Source organism: Natrialba chahannaoensis JCM 10990 (genome assembly GCF_000337135.1).
In the GTDB taxonomy this organism is placed as follows: domain Archaea; phylum Halobacteriota; class Halobacteria; order Halobacteriales; family Natrialbaceae; genus Natrialba; species Natrialba chahannaoensis.
Genome location: NZ_AOIN01000098.1, coordinates 47298 through 69171 on the forward strand (window position 1 = coordinate 47298; position 21874 = coordinate 69171).

Sequence of the window (21874 nt, forward strand, 5' to 3'; positions counted from 1 at the left end):
CGCCGGTCCTCGCCAGTCTCGATGTCGGCACTCACACGACCACCCCAGATTCAGTCCGCACGGCCGTCCCACACTCACGGACGATGTCAAGCATCGCCGCCACGTCGTCGAGCGTCGCCATCGGGTTTAACAGCGTGAACTTCAGACTGGTCACACCGTCGACGGCGGTCCGTGCGACGACCGCACGTCCCTCGGCGAGTAGTTCCTCCCGAACTGCCGCGTTGAGTCGGCTTACCGCGTCGTCGTCCATGTTCGTCTCGGGTCGGTACTGGAAAACGACGGCATTGAGTGTCGGGTCGTTCACCAGCCGGAAGTCGTCAGCATCGGCGAGCAACTGCGAAGCGTCGTCTGCCAAGGTGAGCGTCGATTCGACCAGCGATGCCAGTCCCGTCCGACCTAGCGTCCGGAAGGTCAGATACGGTTTGAGCGCGTCGAAGCGACGCGTTGTCTGGACCGACTTCGAAACCAGGTTCGGTACCCCGGCGTCGTCGTGGTCCTCGGGATTGAGGTAGGCGGCGTTGCGTGCCATCCATCCGAACTGCTGCTCATCACGTAGCAGGAGCGCGCCACAGCTGATTGGCTGGTAGAACAGCTTGTGGAAGTCGACGGCGACCGAGTCCGCGCGGTCGATTCCCACGAGGCGGTCGTCGTATTCGTCACTGAGCGCGAGCGCGCCGCCGTAGGCCGCGTCAACGTGCAACCAGAGGCCGTGGTCGAAAGCACGGTCGGCGAGATCAGTGAGCGGGTCGATGCTCCCGAAGTCGGTTGTCCCAGCGGTGCCCACGAGCGCGAACGGGTCGCAGTCACGGCGGTCGAGGTCCGCAAGCGTGGCGTCGAGCGCGTCCGTATCAATCCGGTGTGCGTCGTCCGTGGGGACGGTGACAACCGCGTCCTCACCGAGTCCGAGGTAGTGAACGGCCTGGGTGGCCGTGAAGTGCGCCGCTTCCGAGCAAACAATACGTAGCGACGACGCCTCGGTTGGAAGGCCCTCAGCCTGGACATCGCGACCGAACTCCTGTGCGCAGTACCAGTCGCGGGCGAGCAGGAGTGCTTGGAAATTCGACTGCGTCCCGCCGCTGGTGAAGATACCGTCTGCCCCGTCCGGGAGGCCAAACAGGTCGCAGAGAGCGTCGACGACCCGCTGTTCGAGGACCGTCGCCGCCGGTGCCTGGTCGAAGGAGTCAAGGGACTGGTTCGTCGCGGTGAGCATCGCCTCTGCGGCGAGGCCGGGAATGATCGGCGGACACTGGAGGTGGGCAGCACACCGCGGGTGTGCTGTCCTGACTGAGTGTGCGAGGACCGTCTTGGCGACATCCTCAATTGTTGCGTTGAGCTGCATGCCCTCCTCCGGGATAACTGGTTCGGTCAGTTGTCCGGCCAATTCTGTCGGTGAACGCCCAGAGTAGGGGGTTTCCGTGTCAGTGACACTGTCGACGACAGCGTCGGTTGCCTGCTCCATCGCTGCCCGGTAGGCGGCGTTCCCTGCCTCCGAGCCGATGAACAGCTCCTCGATACTCATACAGCCACCTCGGCGGGGTCGGTGTCCGTGCCGGCGACGGCAGCGACAGCCTCGTGGAAAATCGCCGCGATGTCGTCGACCTGCCCCTCTGAGACGACGAGCGGCGGGAGGAACCGTGCGGTCGCACTGTCGCGGCCTCCGAGTTCGATAATCAGTCCGCGGTCGAAACACGCGGCCTGAACCGCCTCCGCGAACTCGCCGTCTGGTGCGTGTGGTCCTGCGCCCTGCCAGTCCGCGGCCGAGTTAACGAACTCGACACCCTGCATCAGTCCGCGACCGCGGACTTCACCGACTGCGTCGAACTGTTCGGCAGTCGTCTCCAAGTGGTCACGGAGCCGGGAACCGACCTCGGTCGCGTGGTCGTCCAAGTCGTGTTCGAGTATGTAGTCGATAGTCACCTCGCCAGCAACCATGGCCAGTTGATTTCCGCGGAAAGTGCCCGCGTGTGTCCCCGGTTCCCACACGTCGAGGTTCTCGTCGTATACGACGGCTGCGAGCGGCAACCCACCGCCAATCGCTTTCGAGAGAGTGAGAACATCCGGAACGATGTCCGCGTGCTCGAAAGCATACAGTTCGCCGGTACGGCCGAGTCCTGCCTGAATCTCGTCGAGAATCAGTGGGATATCGTGCTTGCGAGTTATCCGGCGTATCTCTTGGAGCCATCCGTCAGGTGCTGGAATCGTACCGCCTTCGCCCTGGACGGGTTCGAGTATCATCCCAGCAGGGTCGGTGACGCCGCTCTCGCCGTCGGTGAGCAGATTCTCGACGTAGTCGCTTGCAATTCGATGACCCTCGGTCCCGCCGACCCCGAAGGGACATCGATAGTCGTAGGGAAACGGGAGGTGGTGGACATCGCTCATCAGCCCTGGGATTGACTCCTTGGCGTCGGTGTCACCCATCAACGAGAGTGCACCGTTTGTCATTCCGTGGTATCCGCCCTGGAACGCGAGGACACTCCGGTTTCCCGTGGCAGTCTTGACGAGTTTGAGCGCGGCTTCGACAGCGTCCGTCCCCGCGGGACTGCAGAACTGGATCTTGGCCTGATCACTGAATTCGTCGGGGAGACTCTCGAACAGCGAATCCACGAATCGCTCCTTCGCGGGCGTCGAGATATCAAGCGTGTGGAGTGGGCGATCGGCGTCAAGAGCGTCTTCTATTGCCGCGATCACCTGTGGGTGGTTGTGGCCGAGTGCGAGCGTGCCAGCACCCGCAAGGCAGTCGTAATACTCGTTCCCACTCATGTCGGTCACAGTGACTCCCTTCGCCTCACGGATGGCAAGAGGGAGGTATCGCGGATACGTCCGGGCATTGGATTCCCGCTCAGCCTGCTGTGTGAGAATCGTTTGATTCTCTTGATCTAGATATCTCATAGGGCGTCCTCTGTGGCGATCGAAATTGTCTCACGTACGGTTCGTCTTCGGCCGGTTACAGATCGCATATTGATTTAGGCCAGCCTAAAAGAAATAAATCTTCTGGATTTTAGGCTGCCCTAAAGAATAGGAAGGGGATCACCCTCTACTTATACAATATCTATAGAATTTTATTTCGAATACTATTATATCATTCTGGAATGTGTTTATTTTCACCTCGAAAGCCATTCGAATGCCGCACTAAGAATCCGTTTCTCACATTTTATCTCCCTCACAGCAGAGCTTTGATAGCCTGTTTAAGCGGTTCTTTGCCTGGTTTCCGCAGTAATTCTCGTCAAAGCTATAGTAACAACTGAAACTGTTTACACACCAATCGCATAGCCTTCATGCGATTGGGTGTGCACTGACTTTCAGTGGCTACTATAGAAGGCCTGGAGATACTGTGTAAGTTTATCCTTTGAGGTGTCTCAAGATGTCGAGAACCACGGTCGCAGCAGCGATCAGTGGCTCTCGCAGGTATTGACGTAGACATCTTCAGCCGCGTATTCGCCGTCGCCGTGGACGAGTATTCGCCGTCGAATGCCTACAGAAGGCCGTCCGAAAAATCTGGACCTACACTGTCTGCTCGGCGTCTCGAGTACCTGTGCTGATCTCGGGGGAGGGCCGACCGACGTAGCGGTACCGCCGTCACTGGACGAACACCAGCCGTAGCGATCAGAAATCGCCACTCACACTGCACTGCCATCACGATGGCAGGAATCAAGATCGCGGGGTTTCGTCTGCAACCCGCACACTCATACGCCCACTCGATGGGTCAGCAGGTATGCACGAGAACACGACTCCGTCGTTCGACGGCGAGTCCGACGACGACCACCAGCGTGCGGTCTACGAGTTCGTCGAGCGACACGGAACGGCAACACGTGCGGAGGTGCTGCAATCGGTTCGAGTCAACGCGGGACCGACCCACTCGAAGCCAGCGCGGTCCGGCCGATACACGCAGGAGACAACGCTATCGCCGACCCAGCTGGAGGCGTGTCTCGACTCCCTGGTAGCCGAGGGATGGCTTACAGAACGTGAGGGCACCCTCCACGTCTCACTCCCCGGAGCGCCGACAGAACGCGAGACCGACGCGGGACGACTTCGAATCCGGCGCGCGCAGGAACGCGACCGCACAGCCCTTCTCGAGACGATGCGCGCCGTCGCGGCCGACGGCAGTTACGTCGTCGCTGCCGACCTCGCGACGCGACTCGAACGCGCTCCAGCACTGGTTCGCGTCAACGGCACCGAAGACGGCGCAGCGTCCCGGGTCTGCTTCGTCGCCGTGCTCGACGATGACGACGACGCAGACACCACCAGCGGTGAAGCCGACGGCCACGACGATCGATCACTCGTCGGCTGGCTCCACCTCGACACCCCCGCACTCGAGTCCCGCTCGCACACAGCCGAGGTGACCGTTGGCGTCGACCCCGACAACCGTCGGCAGGGCATCGGTCAGGCGTTACTCGAGTACGGACTCGAGTGGGCAGGGGAGGCGGGTTACCGAAAGCTGGTACAGGGGGTGCCGGCGACGAATGAGGAGGCGGTTGCGTTCCTCTCGGAGTGGGATCGGGAGGGAGAGCGAGTGGAGCACTACCAGATCGACGGTGAGTACGTCGACGAGGTATTATTCGCGGCGTGGCCTACAGTTTCTTGAGGGTTGCTGACAGACACCGAAGTATGGAGAAGATCGAACTGGGCGTTCCGAAACCGTTGCTGGAACGATTACCGGCCGACGATGACGTTGCTGCGGCCGATATGCAGCGAGCCGTCGGCGGCTGGGAAGCACAGGTGAACGAGATTATCGACTCGGCCGAAGACGACCGGGAGGCGGCCGCCCAGATTCTCGACGTGATCGACCGGTTCGAAGCGCGCTGCGAGACCTACGACGATTTAGTGCCGGAGCTTCGAGCCTGGGGGCAGTCACCAATCTACGCGATTGTCTGGCGCACGTTGTACGCGGATGTCGTCGCCCAGTTGTACGAACACGACGACCTCACGGACCACATCGATCGGGAGCGAAACGCACGACTCGTTGACGACGGCATTCGGTTGCAAGATATGTAAACATGGTTAGATACGGTATGAGTTAAAAGCTATTTTACATATTCCCATAATGTATTTTGACGGAAAACCCTGGATAGAGTTTCAAACGGGAAAGAAGTCAATGGCTTGTGACATGGCCACAACGTTGAAACTCTGAAAGTAGGACATATAGTTATGGATGGCATGAGAGGGAAGAACACGAGTGTCCCCAGGGGATGGCGATGAACAAACAGCGGGGGATTGGACGCCGAAAGATACTGTCGACGGTGGCTAGTGGCACTGTCGCTGCAACTGCCGGCTGTCTGACTGATGCAATCATTGGAGACAACAGCGACGACACTCGACCAGCACTATCAGATCGAACGCTTCGCTACGGTGGCGTCCTGCCGTTTTCGGGTGGCCTCGGAGCAGTTGGGGAGGCACTCGAGAACGCGACGACGTTGCCGATCGCCGAACTCGAGGAGTCGGATCTCGACGTGTCAGTCGAGTACGAGGGTGTCGACTCGGAAACGACACCGACAGCGGCGGTCAACGCGGTGGCGGACCTGATTGACGATGGCTATCCGGCGGTCGTGGGTGCGGCGGCGTCAGGCGTGACGCTGCAGATGACCCAGCAAGCGACGATCCCAGCCGAGGTCGTCACGTGTTCGCCTGCGAGCACCTCACCGACGGTTGGTATTCTCAACGACCGTGGGTTCTCGTTTCGGACTGCACCGGACGACTCGATGCAGGCAGTCGTTGCAGCGCAACTCGCCGTCTCGGAGCACGACGCAGAAACTGCGGCGACGCTGTACACGGCTGGCGACTACGGACGGCAGCTCTCGGGTGCGTTTTCGGCGTCGTTCGACGGTGAGGTTCAGCGTCAGGTGTCGTTTGCAGGGGACAGTAACTCCTTTGCCGAGCCGATCGCAGAGGCGCTCTCGGACGAGCCGGATATCCTGTTCCTCGTCGGGTACATGGAGAACGGCGTAGACCTGTTGACGGACTACTACAACGGCCCTGCCGGCGACGAAGTCGTATTCGTCAGCGACGGCCTGCAGGACGACTCGATTCCCCAGGGCGTCGATGCCACGATCTCGGATGTCTACGGTACTGCACCAGTCTCTTCTGGACCTGGACAGGACGCGTTCGATCAGATGTATCACAACGAGTACGGAACCGATCCGGCGGTGTTCACGGCGAATTCCTACGATGCGGCCGCGACGATCCTGCTCGCGAACGCCGCCGCTGGCGAGAACGACGGCCTGGCGATTCGATCACAGATGATCGAGGTGACGACCGGCGACGGCACCGAGGTCCTCCCCGGTGAACTCACCGACGGCCTCGAACTCGCCGCGGCTGGTGAACCGGTTCGGTACCGTGGAGCCTCCGGCGAGGTCGAGTTCGACGAGAGCGGCGACGGCGGGTCGATCACCTACGAGTACTTCAGGTTCACTGACGACAGCGTCCAGTCATTGTCAGAGCACGAGCCTGAGGGGGTGGCACAATGACGGCCGACGTGTCGGGCGACGACACGCCAACGAGCGACAGCACAGCGGACGAGAACGGATCGGCCAACGCCAACGGGCCACGTTCAATATCCGAAGACAGCGGCGTCAGACGACGGATTCGATCAGCGGTTCCCACAATGATTCGAGGGAGCTACCGTGCGAAGTTCGTCATCTCGATCCTCCTCATCCTCGTCATTATCTCCGCCGTCGGGGCGACCGGCTACGTCAACGCCGAGCGGACGGTCGAATCCGACGCCGAGCAGCAACTCACCGCGACAGTCGACATGCACGCAGACTCGATCAACGAGTGGACGATCGCGATGGAATCACACACGCGGTCGCTCTCTTCAGCGTCGGAGCTCGTGGGCAGTAACGCAGAGAGCGCCGAGGCGTACGTCGTTGAAGAGCAGGCAAAACTCCCGGTCGACGTTCGGGCAATCCATATCGTCGATACGAACGACGATGCGGTGTTGACCAGCACCAACGGCGAACTGCGCGGCGAATCACTCACCGCCGTCGACGAGCCGTGGACGGAGATCGAACCCGGCGTCGACCTGACGGCTGCGAACGACGTCTGGTACTCGCCGACAGCCTACGAGTCTACGTCGCTCGACGATCAGGTGATCGCGTTTGCCAGCCCGATCGAGGGTGACGAAGCGCGAATCACCGTCGTCGTCGGCACGATCGACTACCGCGTAGATGGGCTCCGACAGCTCCACGAGGACCAGGAGACGATGATCCTCAACACCGACGGCGACACCGTGCTCGCAAGCGACGAACTCGCCGGCGATCCAAACGAGGAAATCGTCGAATCGCTCGGTCTCGTCCGCGAAGGAACGGCCTTCGAACGCGACGACGACGCCGGCCTCGTCATCGGCTACGGGGCAACCGCCGACAACGACTGGGTCGCGGTTACCACCGTCCCAGCAGCACAGGCGTTCGCCGCGAGCAATGCAGTCGGCTGGACCCTGCTCTCCGTGATTGGCACCGGACTTCTGTCCCTGCTGGCCGGCGGCTTCTTCCTTGCCCGCCAGACCGTCACACCGCTTGAAGATCTCCGCAACCGCGCCGAACGCATGGAAGCCGGCGACCTCGATGTCGACCTCTCGACGAGCCGCATCGACGAGGTCGGCCAGCTCTACCAGTCGTTCGACGAAATGAGCGCCGCACTCGAGACGCGGATCACCGAAGCCCGCGACGCACAAGCAGACGCAGAAGCCGCACAGGAAGCGGCTGAGGAGGCGAAAGCCGATGCCGAAGCGGCACAAGAGGAGGCTGAAGCCGAGCGTGAACGGATGGCCGAGATAACCGAGGAACTCCAGTGGACAGCAGACCAGTACAGCCAGACGATGCGCGCCGCCGCAGACGGGGACCTCACCGTCCGCGCCGACGTCGACACCGACAACGAACAGATGCAGGAGATCGGTGCCGAGTTCAACGCGATGCTCGAGGAACTCGAGTCGACCGTCGACGATGTCAAGCAGTTCGCGACGGATGTCGCCGCGGCGAGCGAGCAGGTCAGCGCTTCGAGTACCGAAGTCCAGCGCGCGAGTGAGCAGGTTGCTGACTCCGTCCAGGAGATTTCGGACGCCTCGGCGCGACAGAGCAACCAGTTGCAGACGGTTGATGCCGAGATGTCCGATCTCTCTGCGACGACCGAGGAGATCGCGTCTACGGCGACGGAGGTCGCGACGGTTGCCGAGCGCACCGTCGAGTCCAGTCGCGAGGGCCGCGAGGCCGCGACTGCCGCAATCGAGGAGATGAACGAGGTCGAAACGAAGGCGGATCACGCCGTCGAGACGATCCGGTCGCTCGAGAACGAGGTCGAAGAGATCACCGAACTCGTCGACGCCATTTCGGACGTTGCAGATCAGACGAACCTGCTCGCGCTGAACGCAAGTATTGAGGCGACGCGAGCGGGTGAGGGTGGCGAGGCGGGTGGCTTCGATATGGTGGCCCAGGAGATCAAGGCGCTCTCTGCGGACGCAAAGGAAGCAGCCGCCGAGATCGACGACCGGATCGAAGAGATCCGCGGAAAAACCGACGAATCGGTCAGCGTCGTCGAGGAGACGAGCGACCGGGTCGAAGAGGGTACCGAAGCGGTACAGCCGGCGGTCGAGTCACTCACCGAAATCGCCACGTTCGCCGAGGACACCAACGATGGCGTCAAGGAAATTTCCGCGGCGACGGACGCTCAGGCGTCCTCGACCGAGGAGGTCGTCACTGCCGTCGACGAGGTTGCGACCAGCAGCGAGGAGTCGGCCGCAGAGGCCAGCAACGTCTCGGCTGCAGCAGAGGAACAGACAGCGTCGCTCACCGAGGTTACCGACAGCGTCGACTCGCTTGCAGACCAGGCCGCTGCGCTGTCGCAGACGCTTGATCGGTTCGAGACGGCTGTCGATCGCACCAAACGAGCGCAGATTGCTGAGCAGAACCGGACCAATGGCGAGCCAAGCGAGCCGGAAACGAGAGACGACGACACTGATTGGGCACCCAGTTCGTCAACACACCGCTAATCACTCCCAACCCCATCCCTATCCGTTTACGTCTCGGGTGCAGACTTGCCAGGTACCTGTTGTTGGTCTGCTCTTGCTCTCGACGCTCTTCACCTCTGAGAGTCGGCGATACAGATACTACGATTTTCGACGCGGGTTGTCTGTCGTGATCGTCTACACATGTACCGGTTTCCGCAGTACTCGTGGACGATGTGGGGCGGTTCCTCGGGTGAGCGTGACCCGCTGTTCACCGCCGAGTTTGTTCTGCAGCGGTGTCCCGGTATCGGGCCGGTGGCGAAAGTTGATGTACGGATAATCACCCAGCAGGACATCGCGGAGATCAAGCTTCGTGTAGCACAACAACATGGTCGTTTCACAGCGGGCTCGGTGAGTTAGCCGCTCACTACGCGTGCACACCCAACAGGTGAATCTATAATCGATTGGTGGTCAAAAGGGCAAATCAATGCCGCACCAACGTGCGGCTACTCGACCGAGGCTGCCCGTTTCAATACTATCGGCGTGATTATGAGGGCGGCAACAGCAACAGCATATATTCCTAGCTGAAGCGTTTCATCTTCGACGAGGAACAGTCCTATCCCTGCGATGATGGCAGCATCAAAAGCGGCTATTCCCCAGCGAAAGAACGGGTTTTGAAACAGCGATGGTGCTTGTGACATAGGTCTCGTTAATTTTCTTAGTCTAATATACAATTCGATGTGATTATCTGGAGTTTGGTATTAGCAACATAGCATGAGCGAACGACTATCATCCGACGAGGAGGGTGAGCAATTGAGATCTCGTCTCGGTCTCGACACTCTTGGACAAGTGTTTGGTGCGATAGCTGCTGTAGGGATGGGGTTCCTTCTACTCTGTTTTTTCGCACTCTTCGCAGTCGTAGCGCAGTCGTCAGACACGGTGGAGCTACCGCTATCTCACCCCATTGTAATTGTAGGAATCTGCTCGTGGGCTTGCGTTGTTGTCTCGCTGTTCAGTTACGTCATCTGGGCAACCCAGCGGCTCCGAAACCAACCGCGAGATTCCGACCAACCGGTTCGTTGGAGCACCAGCGATCCAGATCCATATGGGGAGCAAGAACGCCGAATCCTTGCAACACTGGGGTTCGGGTTAATCGTTCTGTTGATGCCTGTAGCCATGGTTACCGGCTCTGGTGGTTCTTAAATACATCTTCTGTACCATCCAAGATGCGAAACGTCTGTACCGAGAAAGAGTATCATAGCTGATCGCGAACGTCACGGACCTCTTCGACAGCGTCCACTTCGACATCGGTGGCCAGCTCGTTAGGAGCATCCCCCAGCGGAACCGCTTCGTTGCCCTTCTGGATCATCGGCTACGAACTCGGTCAAGTTGCCAGCAGTGTGGCTCATGCCCCATGAGTACACTGCTGATTGCAAAATATTGCAGTAACCGAAACAGAACATGTGTTTGCATTCCAAACACCGCTAGGAAATCGACGAGACGGCTCAGTATGGACCACCGTCCTCCGCTCAGGATCGGCTGTAGTGACGTTCAATGCGATTCAATAAGACCAACTGATATTTATAGAGACGGCAGAAATCTCAAAGACATGCCCTCCAACCAGAATACTTCCCGTGACGATAACAGTGGTATCCTGACCGATGAAGGATTTGACCTTTTTGTGATTCTGGGCCTTTCCATCGGAATCGGTGTGTTTGGTGTATGGCTTACAAGTGATCTTACCGTTGTTTTGACCTGGTTTTGGATAGGAATTGGACTATCGATTGTGTACCTTCTTTACAATATTAGTCAAGGCGTCCACCAGCTCATGAACAAGTACTAATCGCTCAGCACCGCCACCAGATCGCTCACTCGCCATCGACCTCACTTCCACCGGCCAGCGGATGTTCCGGATCTGGAACCGGCACGCCGACGTCAGCAGCGGAACGGCGGCTCAGTCAAGCGTACGAATCACACTCTCCACAGCGGTGGGCTCGGTCGCGATCGTCACCGAAGACACGGCGGAACCGATCGGTGACATGGGCTCCGAGTGTTCGCAGGTCGAATGGTCGACCGACGGCCACGGTGCGACCGTCACGCAGACCACCCCCCAAAGCGGCCGCTAACTGTCAGGAGATGCGGGAAAAGGGATTTCTATCCAGTGGGCCGGCGCAGATTCGAACTGCGGTTACGGCCACCCGAAGGCCGAAGGATACCAAGCTACCCCACCGGCCCGCAGGCGAAATGAGCACAGCAGATTGTTTAACGCTTCCGAAAACCGACTCTAGATAAACGGGTATCGCTCGCATAGGGCACACACAGCCCCGCTACGACGACATCTCTATTTCGACCCAGAGCTCAAAACTCAACACTCCTCGTAGCCCGCTGTGTCCAGATAGTGGTGGACGACTGTCACCGCCTGATCCGCGTGCAACAGCGTCGGCCCGAGCCGAAGCCGCTGATCGACCCGCTCTTCGAGCACCGCTTCCTCTGCATCCGTGAAATCGTGGTGATCCGAGAGGACAAACACGCCGGACTCGAGTACACCCGGCTCACAGTCGGTGACCGGTGTCCCATCTTCGTGGAGTTGGACGATGGTGCCGCCAGCGTCGACTGTCTCGAGTGTCGCCTCGAAGCCACGGCGGTAGACCTCGATACCGGGGTTGGGTTCGGCAGGGAGCGCACCGATCGCTTCCTCGCGGTGTTCGAGGGCGCTGCGAACGAGGGCAGCGGTGCTTCGCTCGTCGGGATTGAGCCGACGGAGGTCGGAGCCGTCGAAGGTGATCGTGATGGTATCCTGCACGACGACGTGGACACGGACATCCTCACGGATGCCGTGAGAGGTGACGAAGGAGGCGGTGATCGACCGGCAGAGAGCGTCGAGTCGACCGGCACCACCGGCGAGATCGTCGAGCGAGAAGTCAGCATCGAGTGGAACGTCGTGAGCGATGAAGACGAACTGGCGCATGATGGTGTGGATGGCTGGGAGCGAGATAGCAGCCACGGTTTGTCAGTGGTGGTTGCAGTCGGTCTGGTTGTGGGTGTCAGCCACCAGTCGCGAGTAGCGGCAGTGAGTGTCGAGTCAGGAATCGCTCCCAACGCGACGACGGACCGACGTGCGGACAACCGCTAGCCCGGGTGCGCCGTCGCGGTACCAGACGATGATGGCGACGGCGAACAGGCCAAACTGGAACCACTCGTAGGGCCCGAGCGCGTAATAGTTGAGGATGGCGTCGAAAAGGCCATCGACCGGATCCTCGGGTGGCTGTTCGACCAGCGGCCAGAGGAGGAACTCGGAGCCCGAGAGGTCACCCGTAAGCACCGACGGTGGCAGGTCTGCAACGAGATGTGATACGTGCCCGATGAGGAGCGCAATACCAACATCTCGTCGTTCGAGTCGGTCAGCAACGAGCAGGACCGCTGGAATCAAAAGCGCCGCAAATAGCAGCGAGTGACCGAGCGTTCGGCCCCCAGGAAGAACCTCGGCCGACCAGGCGAGCGGCTTGTCTATCAAATCAGGTAACTGTGATCCAATTGCAAGTGCGACGAGTGGGAGAACCCGCGGCGGGCGGTCGAACCGGTAGTGTGTGTACGCAGTGTAGAGCAGGTACGCGACGGCGAGGTGTCCCCAGGGCCACATTCAGGTTCGGCCATGGCTTCTCGGCCCAGCATATAGTAGTCACCGAAACTGACCGTTCGTCCCGCCGGGCCACCTATATGCCACCCAAAAACCTCCGGCCAGCGGTGGGCAGACATTGCATAAACAGGGCCAACCGTTTCCAGTATCTCGGGAGTTGCGTCTTTGTATGGCGAAATCAGAATCCGGACAGCACGATGCGGGCCAGGGCCAAGGCCAGGCCAACCCACAACTGCTCTCGCTACTCGAGGGACGTCCCTGTCCCGCCTGTGCAACCGGCCAACTCGAGTCCCAGCAGTACAAGGACAATCTGGCAGCCGTCTGTGATAGCTGTGGGACGCCCCAGGCGCAGATCTGGTCGTCGTGACAGTTCGCGGCGGGAAGCAGCCGTTGGCTCGTCCGTACTTTTTCGTGGCTAACTCGAGTTGCGATGGTTCCAAAAGCAGTCAACGGTCACGAGTAGCTGGTGAGTGACATCGAGCGGTGTGATCCGGTGTCGGGATGATCAAGTGATGTCGGTATGGGGATCTGGTGGTGTCGGTATGGGGATCTAGTGGTGTCGTTATTCCCGTATAGGCGAGTTTTGGTAGTTGTGTCCGATGATGAGGGCGAGAATGTTGACGGCAATGAGGGCCAGAAAGAGTGAAAATCGGCTCATCGAGTCGATGCCGGTGAGGAAGACCGGGAAGTAGACGAGCGGCAAGAGTGTGCCGAGCCAGAAACTGATCATCGTGACGGTGCTCCCGGGGTGCATTGGCTAGCGCATCGAGTCGAGGGCGACGAATGAACCTTCGATCGCCGCGATCCAGTTTGTCATGAGCTCTTCTTCGGGTGCGTCTGCGGGGAATATTGCGCACTCGTTCGCCTGTGATCCGTTCTCGATCGTGACGTGGTCGAGTTCGATCGTGGGGGAGGGGCCGTCTCGATCGGGGTGTGTGGATTGGGCTGTAGATTCTGTGTCGCCCGTGGGGTCCGTGAGGTCCGTGGACTCTGCAGCTTCTGTACGTGCTGTCTCTCCGGCAGGCGCTGTCGCTTCGGCTGACGAGCGCTCGCTTTCGACCTCGGTTTCGTGCTCGCTCTCGGTCGACTGTGCCTCACCGAACTCGGTATCGAACGACCAACTGTCAGCGTCGTCTGTCATGGGAATGCAGGCGGCGAGTGTTCGCGCCAACGGTGTGGAGGCGGCTACCACCTATTGTTATCGGGACTCTAAACACCGCAAACGAAACCCTGACAGCCACTTTTCCCCGGTTCGGACGATTCAATACCGCGAAAAAGAACGAAACAGCGGTTGATCTGTACGAATCCGTTATGGTGACGACGAACCGCGCTAGGCGGGGCATAGCAGGGTAAGTGACGAGAGACAACAGCCGATTGAACCAGCGAATCATACCAAAAGTCCCTCGACAAGCCAGAGTCAGTACCGGGTTTGGTTCGTTCACACGCTTTCGAGCAGCGTCGGCACTGATCTCGTTGCTGATTCACCACAGGACACTGAGAAAACGATCGTGAACGCAGAACCATCGTCGGTTCGTCGTGAGTAGAACAAAAAGTAGTCAGAGCCGAAATTCCCGATCCCCGTGGTGATTACCTATCGTGCGCCGAGCACTATCGACTCGGTCGTCTCTTCCCGATCGCGCCAGAGCGTGAGTTCGAGGGTGTCGCCGGGGTTGGTTTCGAGTGCGAGGTGCGTCGAGAGCGCGTGGCGGTCGGGAATCGGTTCGCCGTCCATCTCGAGGATGACGTCGCCGCCGACGGGGATCGGTTCGCCGCCACGTCGTGTCCGCGTGTGTGATCCCTGAAGCGTACCGTGTGCAGGCTGGCGCGGACGGACCTCGTCGATGATGACGCCGGTCGCCTCTGGTAGGTCGTTCTCTTCGGCGACGAAGCGGTCGACGGTCATGAGCGTAATCCCCATGAACGAGTGGTCGTACTCGCCGTCTTCGATGAGTGTGGGCGCGACGCGCTGGGTCAGGGCCGCGGAAATGGCGAACCCAATGTTGTCGCCGCCGGCGGCGTTGACGACGCCGACGACGTTACCGTTCATGTCGACGAGCGGGCCACCGCTGTTACCCGGGTTGACCCCAGCATCGGTCTGAACGACGTTCGGGAACGAGAACTCACGCCCCGGTGCGTTGACCGTCCGATCGACACCGCTAACGATTCCCTGGGACATCGAGCCCTCCAGACCGTAGGGATTTCCGATTGCGAGGACCTCTTGGCCGGCGACGGGACGCTGTTCAGAGAGCGTGAGCGGAGTCGCATTGTCAGGAACGTGGTCCACCTCGAGGACGGCCAGGTCACTGTAGAGATCGGTCCCGAGGACACGGGTCGTCGTCCAGTCGCCGTTGATGTACTGGAGATCGACCTCCTGTCCCCCAGCGACGACATGGTCGTTCGTAACGACGTGGCTGTCGTCGATGAGAAAGCCGGAGCCCTGCCCACGTCCCTCAGATTCCGAAAGTGGGCTCTCGACACCGAAGACGCGAACCTGGGTGACGGAGTCGATGACCGACTCGTAGATGTCGGTGTACGTCGACCCATCCGAGCGGTTGTCGCGGTCAATCTCGTGTGACGAACTCCCCTCAATCGAACTCGCGGTATCGGGCTCAGTACACCCGGCGACGACGCCAGCGATCCCGGCCCCCGCTGCCGCCAGAAACTGTCGTCGGTCCAGTCGGGAATCGTCCATACCACATGGATAGGACTCGACCTATTTTGTAGTACCGAGGACTGTCGCCGCGAGCCGACGGGTCGGATTGTCGTTACGCTTGGATCAGCAACCATCGATCGGTTTGCCGGCGAGGGATCAACGGCCGCTAATCACCGAAGGGAAAACGTGTTACCCGCGGCCCCCCGACGAATGGGCATGACGACGCTCGAGGACGCCCGTGCGCTGCTCGCGACGGGTCCACTCTGTAACTCCTGTCTCGGTCGGCCCTTCGCCGACCGGAGTTTCGGACTGACAAACGCCGAACGCGGCCGTGCACTCCGGACGACCATCGCGCTGGCAGACGATACGGACTACGAGCCCGACGACCCCGAGACGTGCTGGGTCTGTGAGGGGTACTGCGGCACCTTCGACGCCATTGCCGACACCATCGTCGACGCTCTCGGTGATGTTCACTTCGAGACCTACCAGGTCGGCACGCAGGTCTCCCCGCTGGTCGAGGAGAACGACCGCCTGCTCCGGGAGGACGCCGGACTCGACCCCGAAATCGGCGAATCGCTCAAACGCGAGATGAACCGCGAGGTCGGCCGCCGCGTCGGCGCGAAAAGCGGTGCGGAAGTCGACTTCGACCGCCCCGACGTACTCGCCGTCATCGACCTCGACGGCTTCGATTCGTTCGAGGCACTCGAGTCTAACTCGGTCACGAGCCACGCGGTAGACGTACAGATCAATCCGGCGTTCGTCTACGGCCGGTACCGCAAGCTCGAGCGGGACATCCCGCAGACGGAGTGGCCCTGCCGGGAGTGTGGCGGCAGCGGCGTTCAGCTCGGCGACGACGGCGAGGAGGCCTGCGATTACTGTGACGGCTCTGGGTACATGTACGACACCAGCGTCGAGCAGGTCGTTCGCCCGCACGTCGTCGACGCGATGGATGGCGACGAGGGCACCTTCCACGGCGCGGGCCGCGAGGACGTCGACGCCCGGATGCTCGAGGAGGGACGCCCGTTCGTCCTCGAAGTGAAACGGCCGCGCGAGCGCACGCCGGACGTAGCCACACTCGAGTCCGAGATCAACGAAGCCGCCGAGGGCGCGGTCGAAGTCGAGGGACTGCGCCTCGCGAGCTACGACATGGTCGAGCGCATCAAGGAACACGACGCGAGCAAGCACTACCGCGCGGATGTCGAATTCGGCGACTCGGTCGAGGAGGACGAGTTCGAGGCGGCACTGGAGGAACTCCGCGGGACGACGGTCGAACAGGACACGCCCCAGCGCGTCGACCACCGACGGGCGGCGCTCACCCGCGAGCGAACGGTGTACGATGCCGAGGGAGAACTCCGCGAGCCGACGCAGGCTGAGGTCCGGATTCACGGCGAAGGTGGCCTCTACATCAAGGAACTCATCAGCAGTGACGAGGGACGAACGGTGCCGAGTCTGGCGGGGCTACTCGAGACGGATGCGGTCGTGACGGCGCTCGACGTAACGGGTGTCGAAGGGGAAAGCGAGCCGTTCGAAGTTGAGGCGTACTTCCGGGACGAGCCGCGGTCTGACGCCTGAGTCGCTGCTAACTGCGAGACTACCTATTGAAGCCGTCCCGCCCGACTGTGTCGTTACGGATTCTTCCCGCGGCTATCGTCACCGAGTTCCTCGAGTCGATCCAGTTCGGCCTCCGCCCCCGCTGACCGACGGTGCTGGGGCGAGGTGATCGCTTCGCCGGAGCCCTCGATGCGCTCGTCGGCGTCCTCGACGGCGAAGCGCTCGCGTAGCCACGTGACGGCGGCTCGCAACATGTGTCGGGTTTTCGACTCCAGGAACAAAAGTCCCCTCGACGACACGTCTCGTGTTCGGGACTGGACGTCTCGCGCCCGGTACTGTCCCCGTCCAAACGAGCACGCAAAAGAACATACAAGAGAGCACGAGAACGCAACCGTTTAGCAGTCAGGCACAGATCCACAGCCTATGCCAATCGGCGTCGACGAAGCGGGAAAGGGACCCGCACTGGGATCGATGTTCGCCGCAGCCGTTCACGTCGAGCGCGAGACAGTGCTGCCCGACGGCATCACGGACTCGAAACAGCTCACACCCGCTCGTCGCGACGAACTCGCCACCACACTACGCGAAGACGACCGGATCGGTGTCGGCGTCGCCGAAATCACGATTGCCCAGATCGACGACCCCGAGACTGACATGAACTCACTCAGCGTGCTGGCGCACGCGGAAGCGATTGAAGCCGTCGCTTGCGATGCCGGGCTCGAGACGCCCATCACTGGGCACTGTGACGCCTGCGACACCGATGCCGATCGGTTCGCACGCCGAGTCGCAGATCAGTGTGGACTCGAGTGCACCATCACCGCCGAGCACGGAGCGGACGACGACTCGCCCATCGTCGGCGCGGCGAGTATTATTGCGAAGGTAGAGCGGGATGCACACGTCGAGTCGGTTTCGGCCGCGTTCCCCGACTGCGGCCCGGTGGGCAGCGGCTATCCGAGTGATCCGAACACGCGCGCGTTCCTCGAGTCATACGTCGACGCACATGGCAAGTTGCCCTCCTGTGCCCGCGAGTCGTGGTCGACCTGTGAGGACGTGCTTGCAGCGGCTGAGCAGACGGGACTCGGGCAGTTCTAACTGGCCGTTGGAACCGACAACGCGCGCTCGCTTTTATACGCCTGTCCGTGGGATGAATAGGCCGTGTTCGGCGTTCTCACCTTGCTTGGACTTGCCGTCGTCGCCACGGCCGTCGTCTGGCAGGGCAGTATCTGGCTCGAGTCGTCTACCGACCAGCTCGCGGTCGGCTACGGCGTCCCACCCATCGTACAGGGCGCGATCATCGCCGCCGCCGGCTCGAGTATGCCCGAATTGATGAGTGTCATTCTCGCGACGCTCGTCCACGGCGAGTTCGAACTTGGTGTCGGGGCAATCGTCGGCTCAGCGGTGTTCAACCTGCTCGTCATCCCTGGTCTCGCCGCGCTTGCCGGTCCCAAAGAGATGCCGACCAACCGCGACCTCGTCTACAAGGAGTCGCTGTTCTACATGCTCGCCGTCGCGGTCCTGCTGCTGACGTTCTCGCTCGCCGTGATCTACTACCCACTCGAAGGTACAGGACTGCAAGGCGAGGTCACTCGCGCGCTGGCGCTGTTCCCGCTTTCGCTGTACGCGCTGTACGTCTTCACGCAGTATCTGGACGCGACGGAAGATGAGCAACAACCCGACGCGAGTGTCGACCGGGCCAGAGCGTGGCGCTGGTTCGGCCTTGGCCTGGTGGTCATCATCGTCGGCGTCGAAGGACTCGTTCGTGCGGCGATCGGACTCGGCGATGCCTTCGGAACTCCGGCGTTCCTCTGGGGGATGACCGTCGTTGCGGCTGGTTCGAGCGTTCCCGACGCGTTCGTCAGCATCGTCGCCGCACGCTCGGGTCGCGCCTCGGTCAGCTTGGCGAACGTGCTCGGAAGCAACATCTTCGACCTGCTGGTGGCAGTTCCGATTGGCGTCCTCCTTGCCGGCGCGCTCGCGGTCACGTTCGCACACATCGTCCCGATGATGGCGTTTCTCGTGCTCGCAACCGTGGTCTTCTTCGCAATTTCCCGGACCGGTATGCTACTCTCCGAGCGAGAGGCCTGGCTCCTGCTCGGCTTCTACGGTCTGTTCGTGAGCTGGCTGGTACTCGAGAGCATCGGGGTGGTGAACGTGGTGCCGACGTGAGGTGAGGCGAGTCACCGGGGAGCTGCGATCCGGATGAAACGAAACGCGAAGGAGGTTGCAGCGTCAGGCTGGCCGCTCTTGCTGGTTGCAGTGGTCTGTCAGGGTACGATGCCGGTCTGTACGCAGTGTGATAATCCCGTCTCGATCGATTTCGTGCAGGCACATGGTGACGGTGAAACCGTCAACTGGTGTCCGCCTTGTCGTGACGAGTGAGACGTTCGAGAACGCGTGTATCAATCAGGAAGCGAGAATCGAGATTGAACCGTTTGGGTGTATGACCCCTGTTATTTGTCCGTCAGGAGCCGCTGCAGGATGTTCCCGTATGCGGGTCGGGTGACGAGCACACCGATCAGGACACCAAGGATCGTGATGATCGCGAAGCCACGGAGGTCGCCAAGACTCATCACGGCGAGTGGCGACATCGCGATGATCGTCGTCGCGGCGGCGGCCCCGATGACCCAGAACGCCTTGCGGAAGCGCGACTCGAAGACCCGCTGGGAACTCACCTCGCCGTCGTCCATCACCTCGTCGGCGATGATGACGAGGTCGTCCACCCCCGTCCCGACGACCGCGATGAATCCGGCGACGTGCGAGAGGTCGAGTGGCATCCGGATCAGCGCGGCGAAGCCGAGCAGGATGAGTACCTCGGACATCGCGGTGAGGACCATCGGCGCGGCGACGCGCGGGTTCCGGTAGCGCAGGAAGACCATGCCGCTGACGGTCAGCACTGAGAGAATCCCGATCAGCAGTGAGTAGATTTTGAACTGGTCTGCGAGCGCCGGCTCGACGCTGAACGTCTGCTGGCGGTCGAAGTCGAGCGGCGCGGTCAGTGCGCCGGATTCCAGATTGACAGCGAGCTGGTGGGCGTCCTGCTGGGTAGGCGTGATCATATCAAACGTCGGATCGTTCGCCCACTCACCGGATGCCATACTGTTTCCGAGATTGTCACCCATACTGTGCGCGTCGACGACCTCACCGTCGACGACCGTAAGGAGACACCACTGTGGCTGGTCGTGATCGAAGTTGAACTCGCCGGCCACGAGGTCTTGAATGCCACACTGCTGCACCCCTTCTGAGGTGAAGCCGTACTCGTTCATCGCGGCCTGATACTCGGTGGCCGCGCTGTTCCCGTCAGCATCCTCCGTGTTATCGACGTTGACAGGGACGTAGTTGTAGCCGTGCTCGTCGTTGTAGGAGGCGACACCGATCCTGCTGAAGTCGTCCTCGCCGTGCAGGACGGTCTGGTTGGTCTGGTTACCGTCCTCGTCTGGGTAGTAGGCGACGACCTGCACGTCACCGCGGTCGGCGAGCAGTTCGCGCAGTTCCTCCGGACTCATGCCGGGAACCTCGGTCACGATGTAGTAACTTCCCTCGACGGTGGCTTCCTGGTATACCTGTCCGCCGGAGAGACCCGCCTCGTTGACGCGCAACTCGATCGTCCGCATCATCTGGTCCCGGGTTTCCTGCGTGACGCCGTTCTCGACATCACCTTCGCTCACTTCGGAGTCGTACTCCGCGACCACGGCTGCGAAGTCGGCTGCGTTGACGTCGTCGGTGAATACCTCGGCCGTGTAGCGGTCGTCACTCTCGTGATAGCGAACCGTCGCATCGGCCGTCTCGAGATCGAGTTCGGTGTACAGCGAGGACTCTAACTCGGAGTGTTGTTCCGGTTCGAGGTCGATGGTGTCGATCATCATCCCCGTCGGAGGAGCACTCACGCGTGTGCCGCCGTCGAGTCCGATGCCGTACTCGATATTCGACATCCCTTCATCAACGGTCTGGTTCTCCTCGTCTTCCTCGAGGTCACCGGCGAGGGAGTCGTCTGCCATAATGCCGCCGGGGATGAACAGCGCAACGAGCGCAAAGGCAATGAAACTGACGAGCAGGAGGATCCGCCAGTATTCCTTGACGAATCCGACCGGACTTGCGCTCATGATCGCACCCCGTGGAACTTGTACCACCGAAGGAGACTGAGGTTTAGCAGGTACGTGTTCATAAGGTCTGCTGCGAGGCCGACAAAGAGGATGATCCCGATCGACGCGAGCAGTTCAACACCGAACAGCGAGGCAGCGATCCCCATGACGAGCATCGCAGCCATCGACGTGACGGTCATCGTGACACCCGTCCGCGTCGCACGGTGGGTGCTCTCGTAGAAGTCACCGCCGCGCCTGAGGATGTGGGTGTTCAACAGGATGTCCGAGTCCACAGAGTATCCGATCAGCATCAGGAGAGCGGCAACCGTCCCGAGCGAGAGCGGAATGTCCGCAATCGACATGAATGCGAGCGGGATCATGAGGTCCGAGAACGCCGAGGCAACGATCGCAATCGACGGCACGAACGTTCGGAAGAGCAAGAACGCGAGCACGCTCATGCCGGCGAATGCGACGCCAAGGCCAAGCAGCGCGGTCTGCTGAGTCTGTGCTGCGAAACTTGGCGATGCCGTCGACTCCTGCTGGACGATTTCGTTATCGCCGTCCTGTGTGAGTTCCGTCTCGGCTTGACTACTCAACTCCTGAATCGCGTCCTGGTCCTCGATACCAGCGAATTGAACGGTGTACTGGTTCTCAACGCCAGGTGCCTGAATTCCCTGCACAGAGTCCGGTTCGACGCTAAACGCCTCCTCGATTTCCGCCTGCGAAGACGTCGTCTGGACCGTCAGCTCTGCACCGCCTGCGAAGTCCATCCCGAGCGGGACCGGCGTGCCGGTCACGAGAAACGAACCGCTCAGAATGAGCAACGCGACGGCAAGGACTGCGAGTGGCACCGCCGCAAGTTGGCGGTTCGTGTACCGGGTGTACGATATATCCGGTACGTCGAAATACCCCATATATCGGACTACTAGCAAGCGATTGAAGTAAGCCTTCTCAATTTCCACTGTCGGTTTCGAAGAACGATCACCTGAAACCACAGCACGCTCAAGCACCTCGAGACCGTATCA

General features: G+C 60.8%; 21 protein-coding genes, 1 tRNA gene and 2 pseudogenes. 10 read left to right on the top strand and 14 right to left on the bottom strand.

Annotation, left to right across the window (positions count from 1 at the left end; all coding sequences use genetic code 11):
* Positions 1–31: 31 nt before the first annotated feature.
* From C482_RS18655 to C482_RS21395, 3 genes and pseudogenes are all read right to left on the bottom strand, one after another.
* A complete protein-coding gene (locus tag C482_RS18655; protein ID WP_006169368.1) occupies positions 32–1519 on the bottom strand; it encodes a pyridoxal phosphate-dependent decarboxylase family protein in 1488 nt (495 codons plus the stop codon).
* A complete protein-coding gene (locus C482_RS18660; protein ID WP_049896985.1) occupies positions 1516–2889 on the bottom strand; it encodes a diaminobutyrate--2-oxoglutarate transaminase in 1374 nt (457 codons plus the stop codon). Before C482_RS18660 ends, C482_RS18655 begins: the two co-directional genes overlap by 4 nt.
* Before the next feature lie 470 nt (positions 2890–3359).
* Positions 3360–3464 (bottom strand): annotated as a pseudogene (locus C482_RS21395) (IS1595 family transposase); the annotation flags it as partial.
* A gap of 248 nt (positions 3465–3712) precedes the next feature.
* Between C482_RS21395 and C482_RS18665 the strand changes: the two are divergent.
* From C482_RS18665 to C482_RS18680, 4 genes are all read left to right on the top strand, one after another.
* Positions 3713–4582: a GNAT family N-acetyltransferase gene (locus C482_RS18665; protein WP_006169370.1), complete on the top strand. Its 870-nt coding sequence runs from the start codon at positions 3713–3715 to the stop codon at positions 4580–4582.
* Positions 4583–4605: 23 nt separating this feature from the next.
* A complete protein-coding gene (locus tag C482_RS18670; RefSeq protein ID WP_006169371.1) occupies positions 4606–4992 on the top strand; it encodes a hypothetical protein in 387 nt (128 codons plus the stop codon).
* 194 nt (positions 4993–5186) lie between these two features.
* Positions 5187–6461, top strand: coding sequence for an ABC transporter substrate-binding protein (locus tag C482_RS18675; RefSeq protein ID WP_006169372.1), 1275 nt, complete (start codon positions 5187–5189; stop codon positions 6459–6461).
* Entirely contained in the window at positions 6458–8977 is a 2520-nt protein-coding gene (locus C482_RS18680) for a methyl-accepting chemotaxis protein (protein ID WP_006169373.1), read from the top strand. The genes C482_RS18675 and C482_RS18680 overlap by 4 nt, the downstream gene beginning before the upstream one ends.
* Before the next feature lie 461 nt (positions 8978–9438).
* Here the strand turns inward: C482_RS18680 and C482_RS18690 are convergent, their stop codons facing one another.
* Positions 9439–9633: a hypothetical protein gene (locus tag C482_RS18690; RefSeq protein WP_006169375.1), complete on the bottom strand. Its 195-nt coding sequence runs from the start codon at positions 9631–9633 to the stop codon at positions 9439–9441.
* 809 nt (positions 9634–10442) lie between these two features.
* On the opposite strand from C482_RS18690, the gene C482_RS18695 reads away from it, so the two are divergent.
* A complete protein-coding gene (locus C482_RS18695) occupies positions 10443–10775 on the top strand; it encodes a hypothetical protein (RefSeq protein ID WP_152422054.1) in 333 nt (110 codons plus the stop codon).
* 25 nt (positions 10776–10800) lie between these two features.
* Here C482_RS18695 and C482_RS22920 read toward each other — a convergent pair.
* The 4 genes and pseudogenes from C482_RS22920 to C482_RS18710 form a co-directional block, all read right to left on the bottom strand.
* A pseudogene (locus C482_RS22920) lies at positions 10801–11039 on the bottom strand (DUF7563 family protein).
* Positions 11040–11094: 55 nt separating this feature from the next.
* A tRNA-Pro gene (locus C482_RS18700) sits at positions 11095–11167 on the bottom strand.
* A gap of 130 nt (positions 11168–11297) precedes the next feature.
* Entirely contained in the window at positions 11298–11900 is a 603-nt protein-coding gene (gene trmY / locus C482_RS18705) for a tRNA (pseudouridine(54)-N(1))-methyltransferase TrmY (protein ID WP_006169378.1), read from the bottom strand.
* 114 nt (positions 11901–12014) lie between these two features.
* Complete coding sequence (locus C482_RS18710; RefSeq protein WP_006169379.1) at positions 12015–12572, bottom strand: metal-dependent hydrolase; 558 nt, start codon at positions 12570–12572, stop codon at positions 12015–12017.
* 166 nt (positions 12573–12738) lie between these two features.
* Here C482_RS18710 and C482_RS18715 point away from each other — a divergent pair, with 166 nt between their 5' ends.
* Entirely contained in the window at positions 12739–12936 is a 198-nt protein-coding gene (locus tag C482_RS18715) for an HVO_A0556 family zinc finger protein (protein ID WP_006169380.1), read from the top strand.
* A gap of 195 nt (positions 12937–13131) precedes the next feature.
* On the opposite strand, the gene C482_RS18720 is transcribed toward C482_RS18715, so the two are convergent.
* The 3 genes from C482_RS18720 to C482_RS18730 all read right to left on the bottom strand — a co-directional run bounded on the left by C482_RS18720 (position 13132) and on the right by C482_RS18730 (position 15261).
* Positions 13132–13323 carry a hypothetical protein gene (locus tag C482_RS18720; protein WP_006169381.1) on the bottom strand — a complete coding sequence of 64 codons (192 nt, stop codon included), beginning with the start codon at positions 13321–13323 and terminating at the stop codon, positions 13132–13134.
* A 3-nt stretch (positions 13324–13326) separates the two neighbouring features.
* Positions 13327–13710, bottom strand: a complete 384-nt coding sequence (locus C482_RS18725; protein ID WP_006169382.1) for a DUF7511 domain-containing protein — start codon at positions 13708–13710, stop codon at positions 13327–13329.
* Between the two features lie 450 nt (positions 13711–14160).
* The gene (locus C482_RS18730) at positions 14161–15261 is read right to left on the bottom strand and encodes a S1C family serine protease (RefSeq protein ID WP_006169383.1); all 1101 of its coding nucleotides are present in this window, start codon (positions 15259–15261) and stop codon (positions 14161–14163) included.
* Positions 15262–15438: 177 nt separating this feature from the next.
* Here C482_RS18730 and C482_RS18735 point away from each other — a divergent pair, with 177 nt between their 5' ends.
* Complete coding sequence (locus tag C482_RS18735) at positions 15439–16794, top strand: tRNA pseudouridine(54/55) synthase Pus10 (RefSeq protein WP_006169384.1); 1356 nt, start codon at positions 15439–15441, stop codon at positions 16792–16794.
* 53 nt (positions 16795–16847) lie between these two features.
* On the opposite strand, the gene C482_RS18740 is transcribed toward C482_RS18735, so the two are convergent.
* The gene (locus C482_RS18740; RefSeq protein ID WP_006169385.1) at positions 16848–17027 is read right to left on the bottom strand and encodes a hypothetical protein; all 180 of its coding nucleotides are present in this window, start codon (positions 17025–17027) and stop codon (positions 16848–16850) included.
* Positions 17028–17196: 169 nt separating this feature from the next.
* Here C482_RS18740 and rnhB point away from each other — a divergent pair, with 169 nt between their 5' ends.
* The 3 genes from rnhB (at position 17197) to C482_RS18755 (ending at position 19149) form a co-directional block, all read left to right on the top strand.
* Positions 17197–17862 (top strand): ribonuclease HII, encoded by a 666-nt coding sequence (gene rnhB / locus C482_RS18745; protein WP_006169386.1) that lies wholly within the window; start codon positions 17197–17199, stop codon positions 17860–17862.
* Between the two features lie 63 nt (positions 17863–17925).
* Complete coding sequence (locus C482_RS18750) at positions 17926–18936, top strand: sodium:calcium antiporter (RefSeq protein WP_006169387.1); 1011 nt, start codon at positions 17926–17928, stop codon at positions 18934–18936.
* A gap of 33 nt (positions 18937–18969) precedes the next feature.
* Positions 18970–19149: a hypothetical protein gene (locus C482_RS18755; RefSeq protein WP_049896986.1), complete on the top strand. Its 180-nt coding sequence runs from the start codon at positions 18970–18972 to the stop codon at positions 19147–19149.
* Positions 19150–19220: 71 nt separating this feature from the next.
* On the opposite strand, the gene C482_RS18760 is transcribed toward C482_RS18755, so the two are convergent.
* Together C482_RS18760 and secF are read right to left on the bottom strand one after the other, a co-directional pair.
* Positions 19221–20870, bottom strand: coding sequence for a preprotein translocase subunit SecD (locus tag C482_RS18760; protein ID WP_006169388.1), 1650 nt, complete (start codon positions 20868–20870; stop codon positions 19221–19223).
* Positions 20867–21763, bottom strand: coding sequence for a protein translocase subunit SecF (gene secF, locus C482_RS18765; RefSeq protein ID WP_006169389.1), 897 nt, complete (start codon positions 21761–21763; stop codon positions 20867–20869). Before secF ends, C482_RS18760 begins: the two co-directional genes overlap by 4 nt.
* Between the last annotated feature and the right edge of the window lie 111 nt (positions 21764–21874).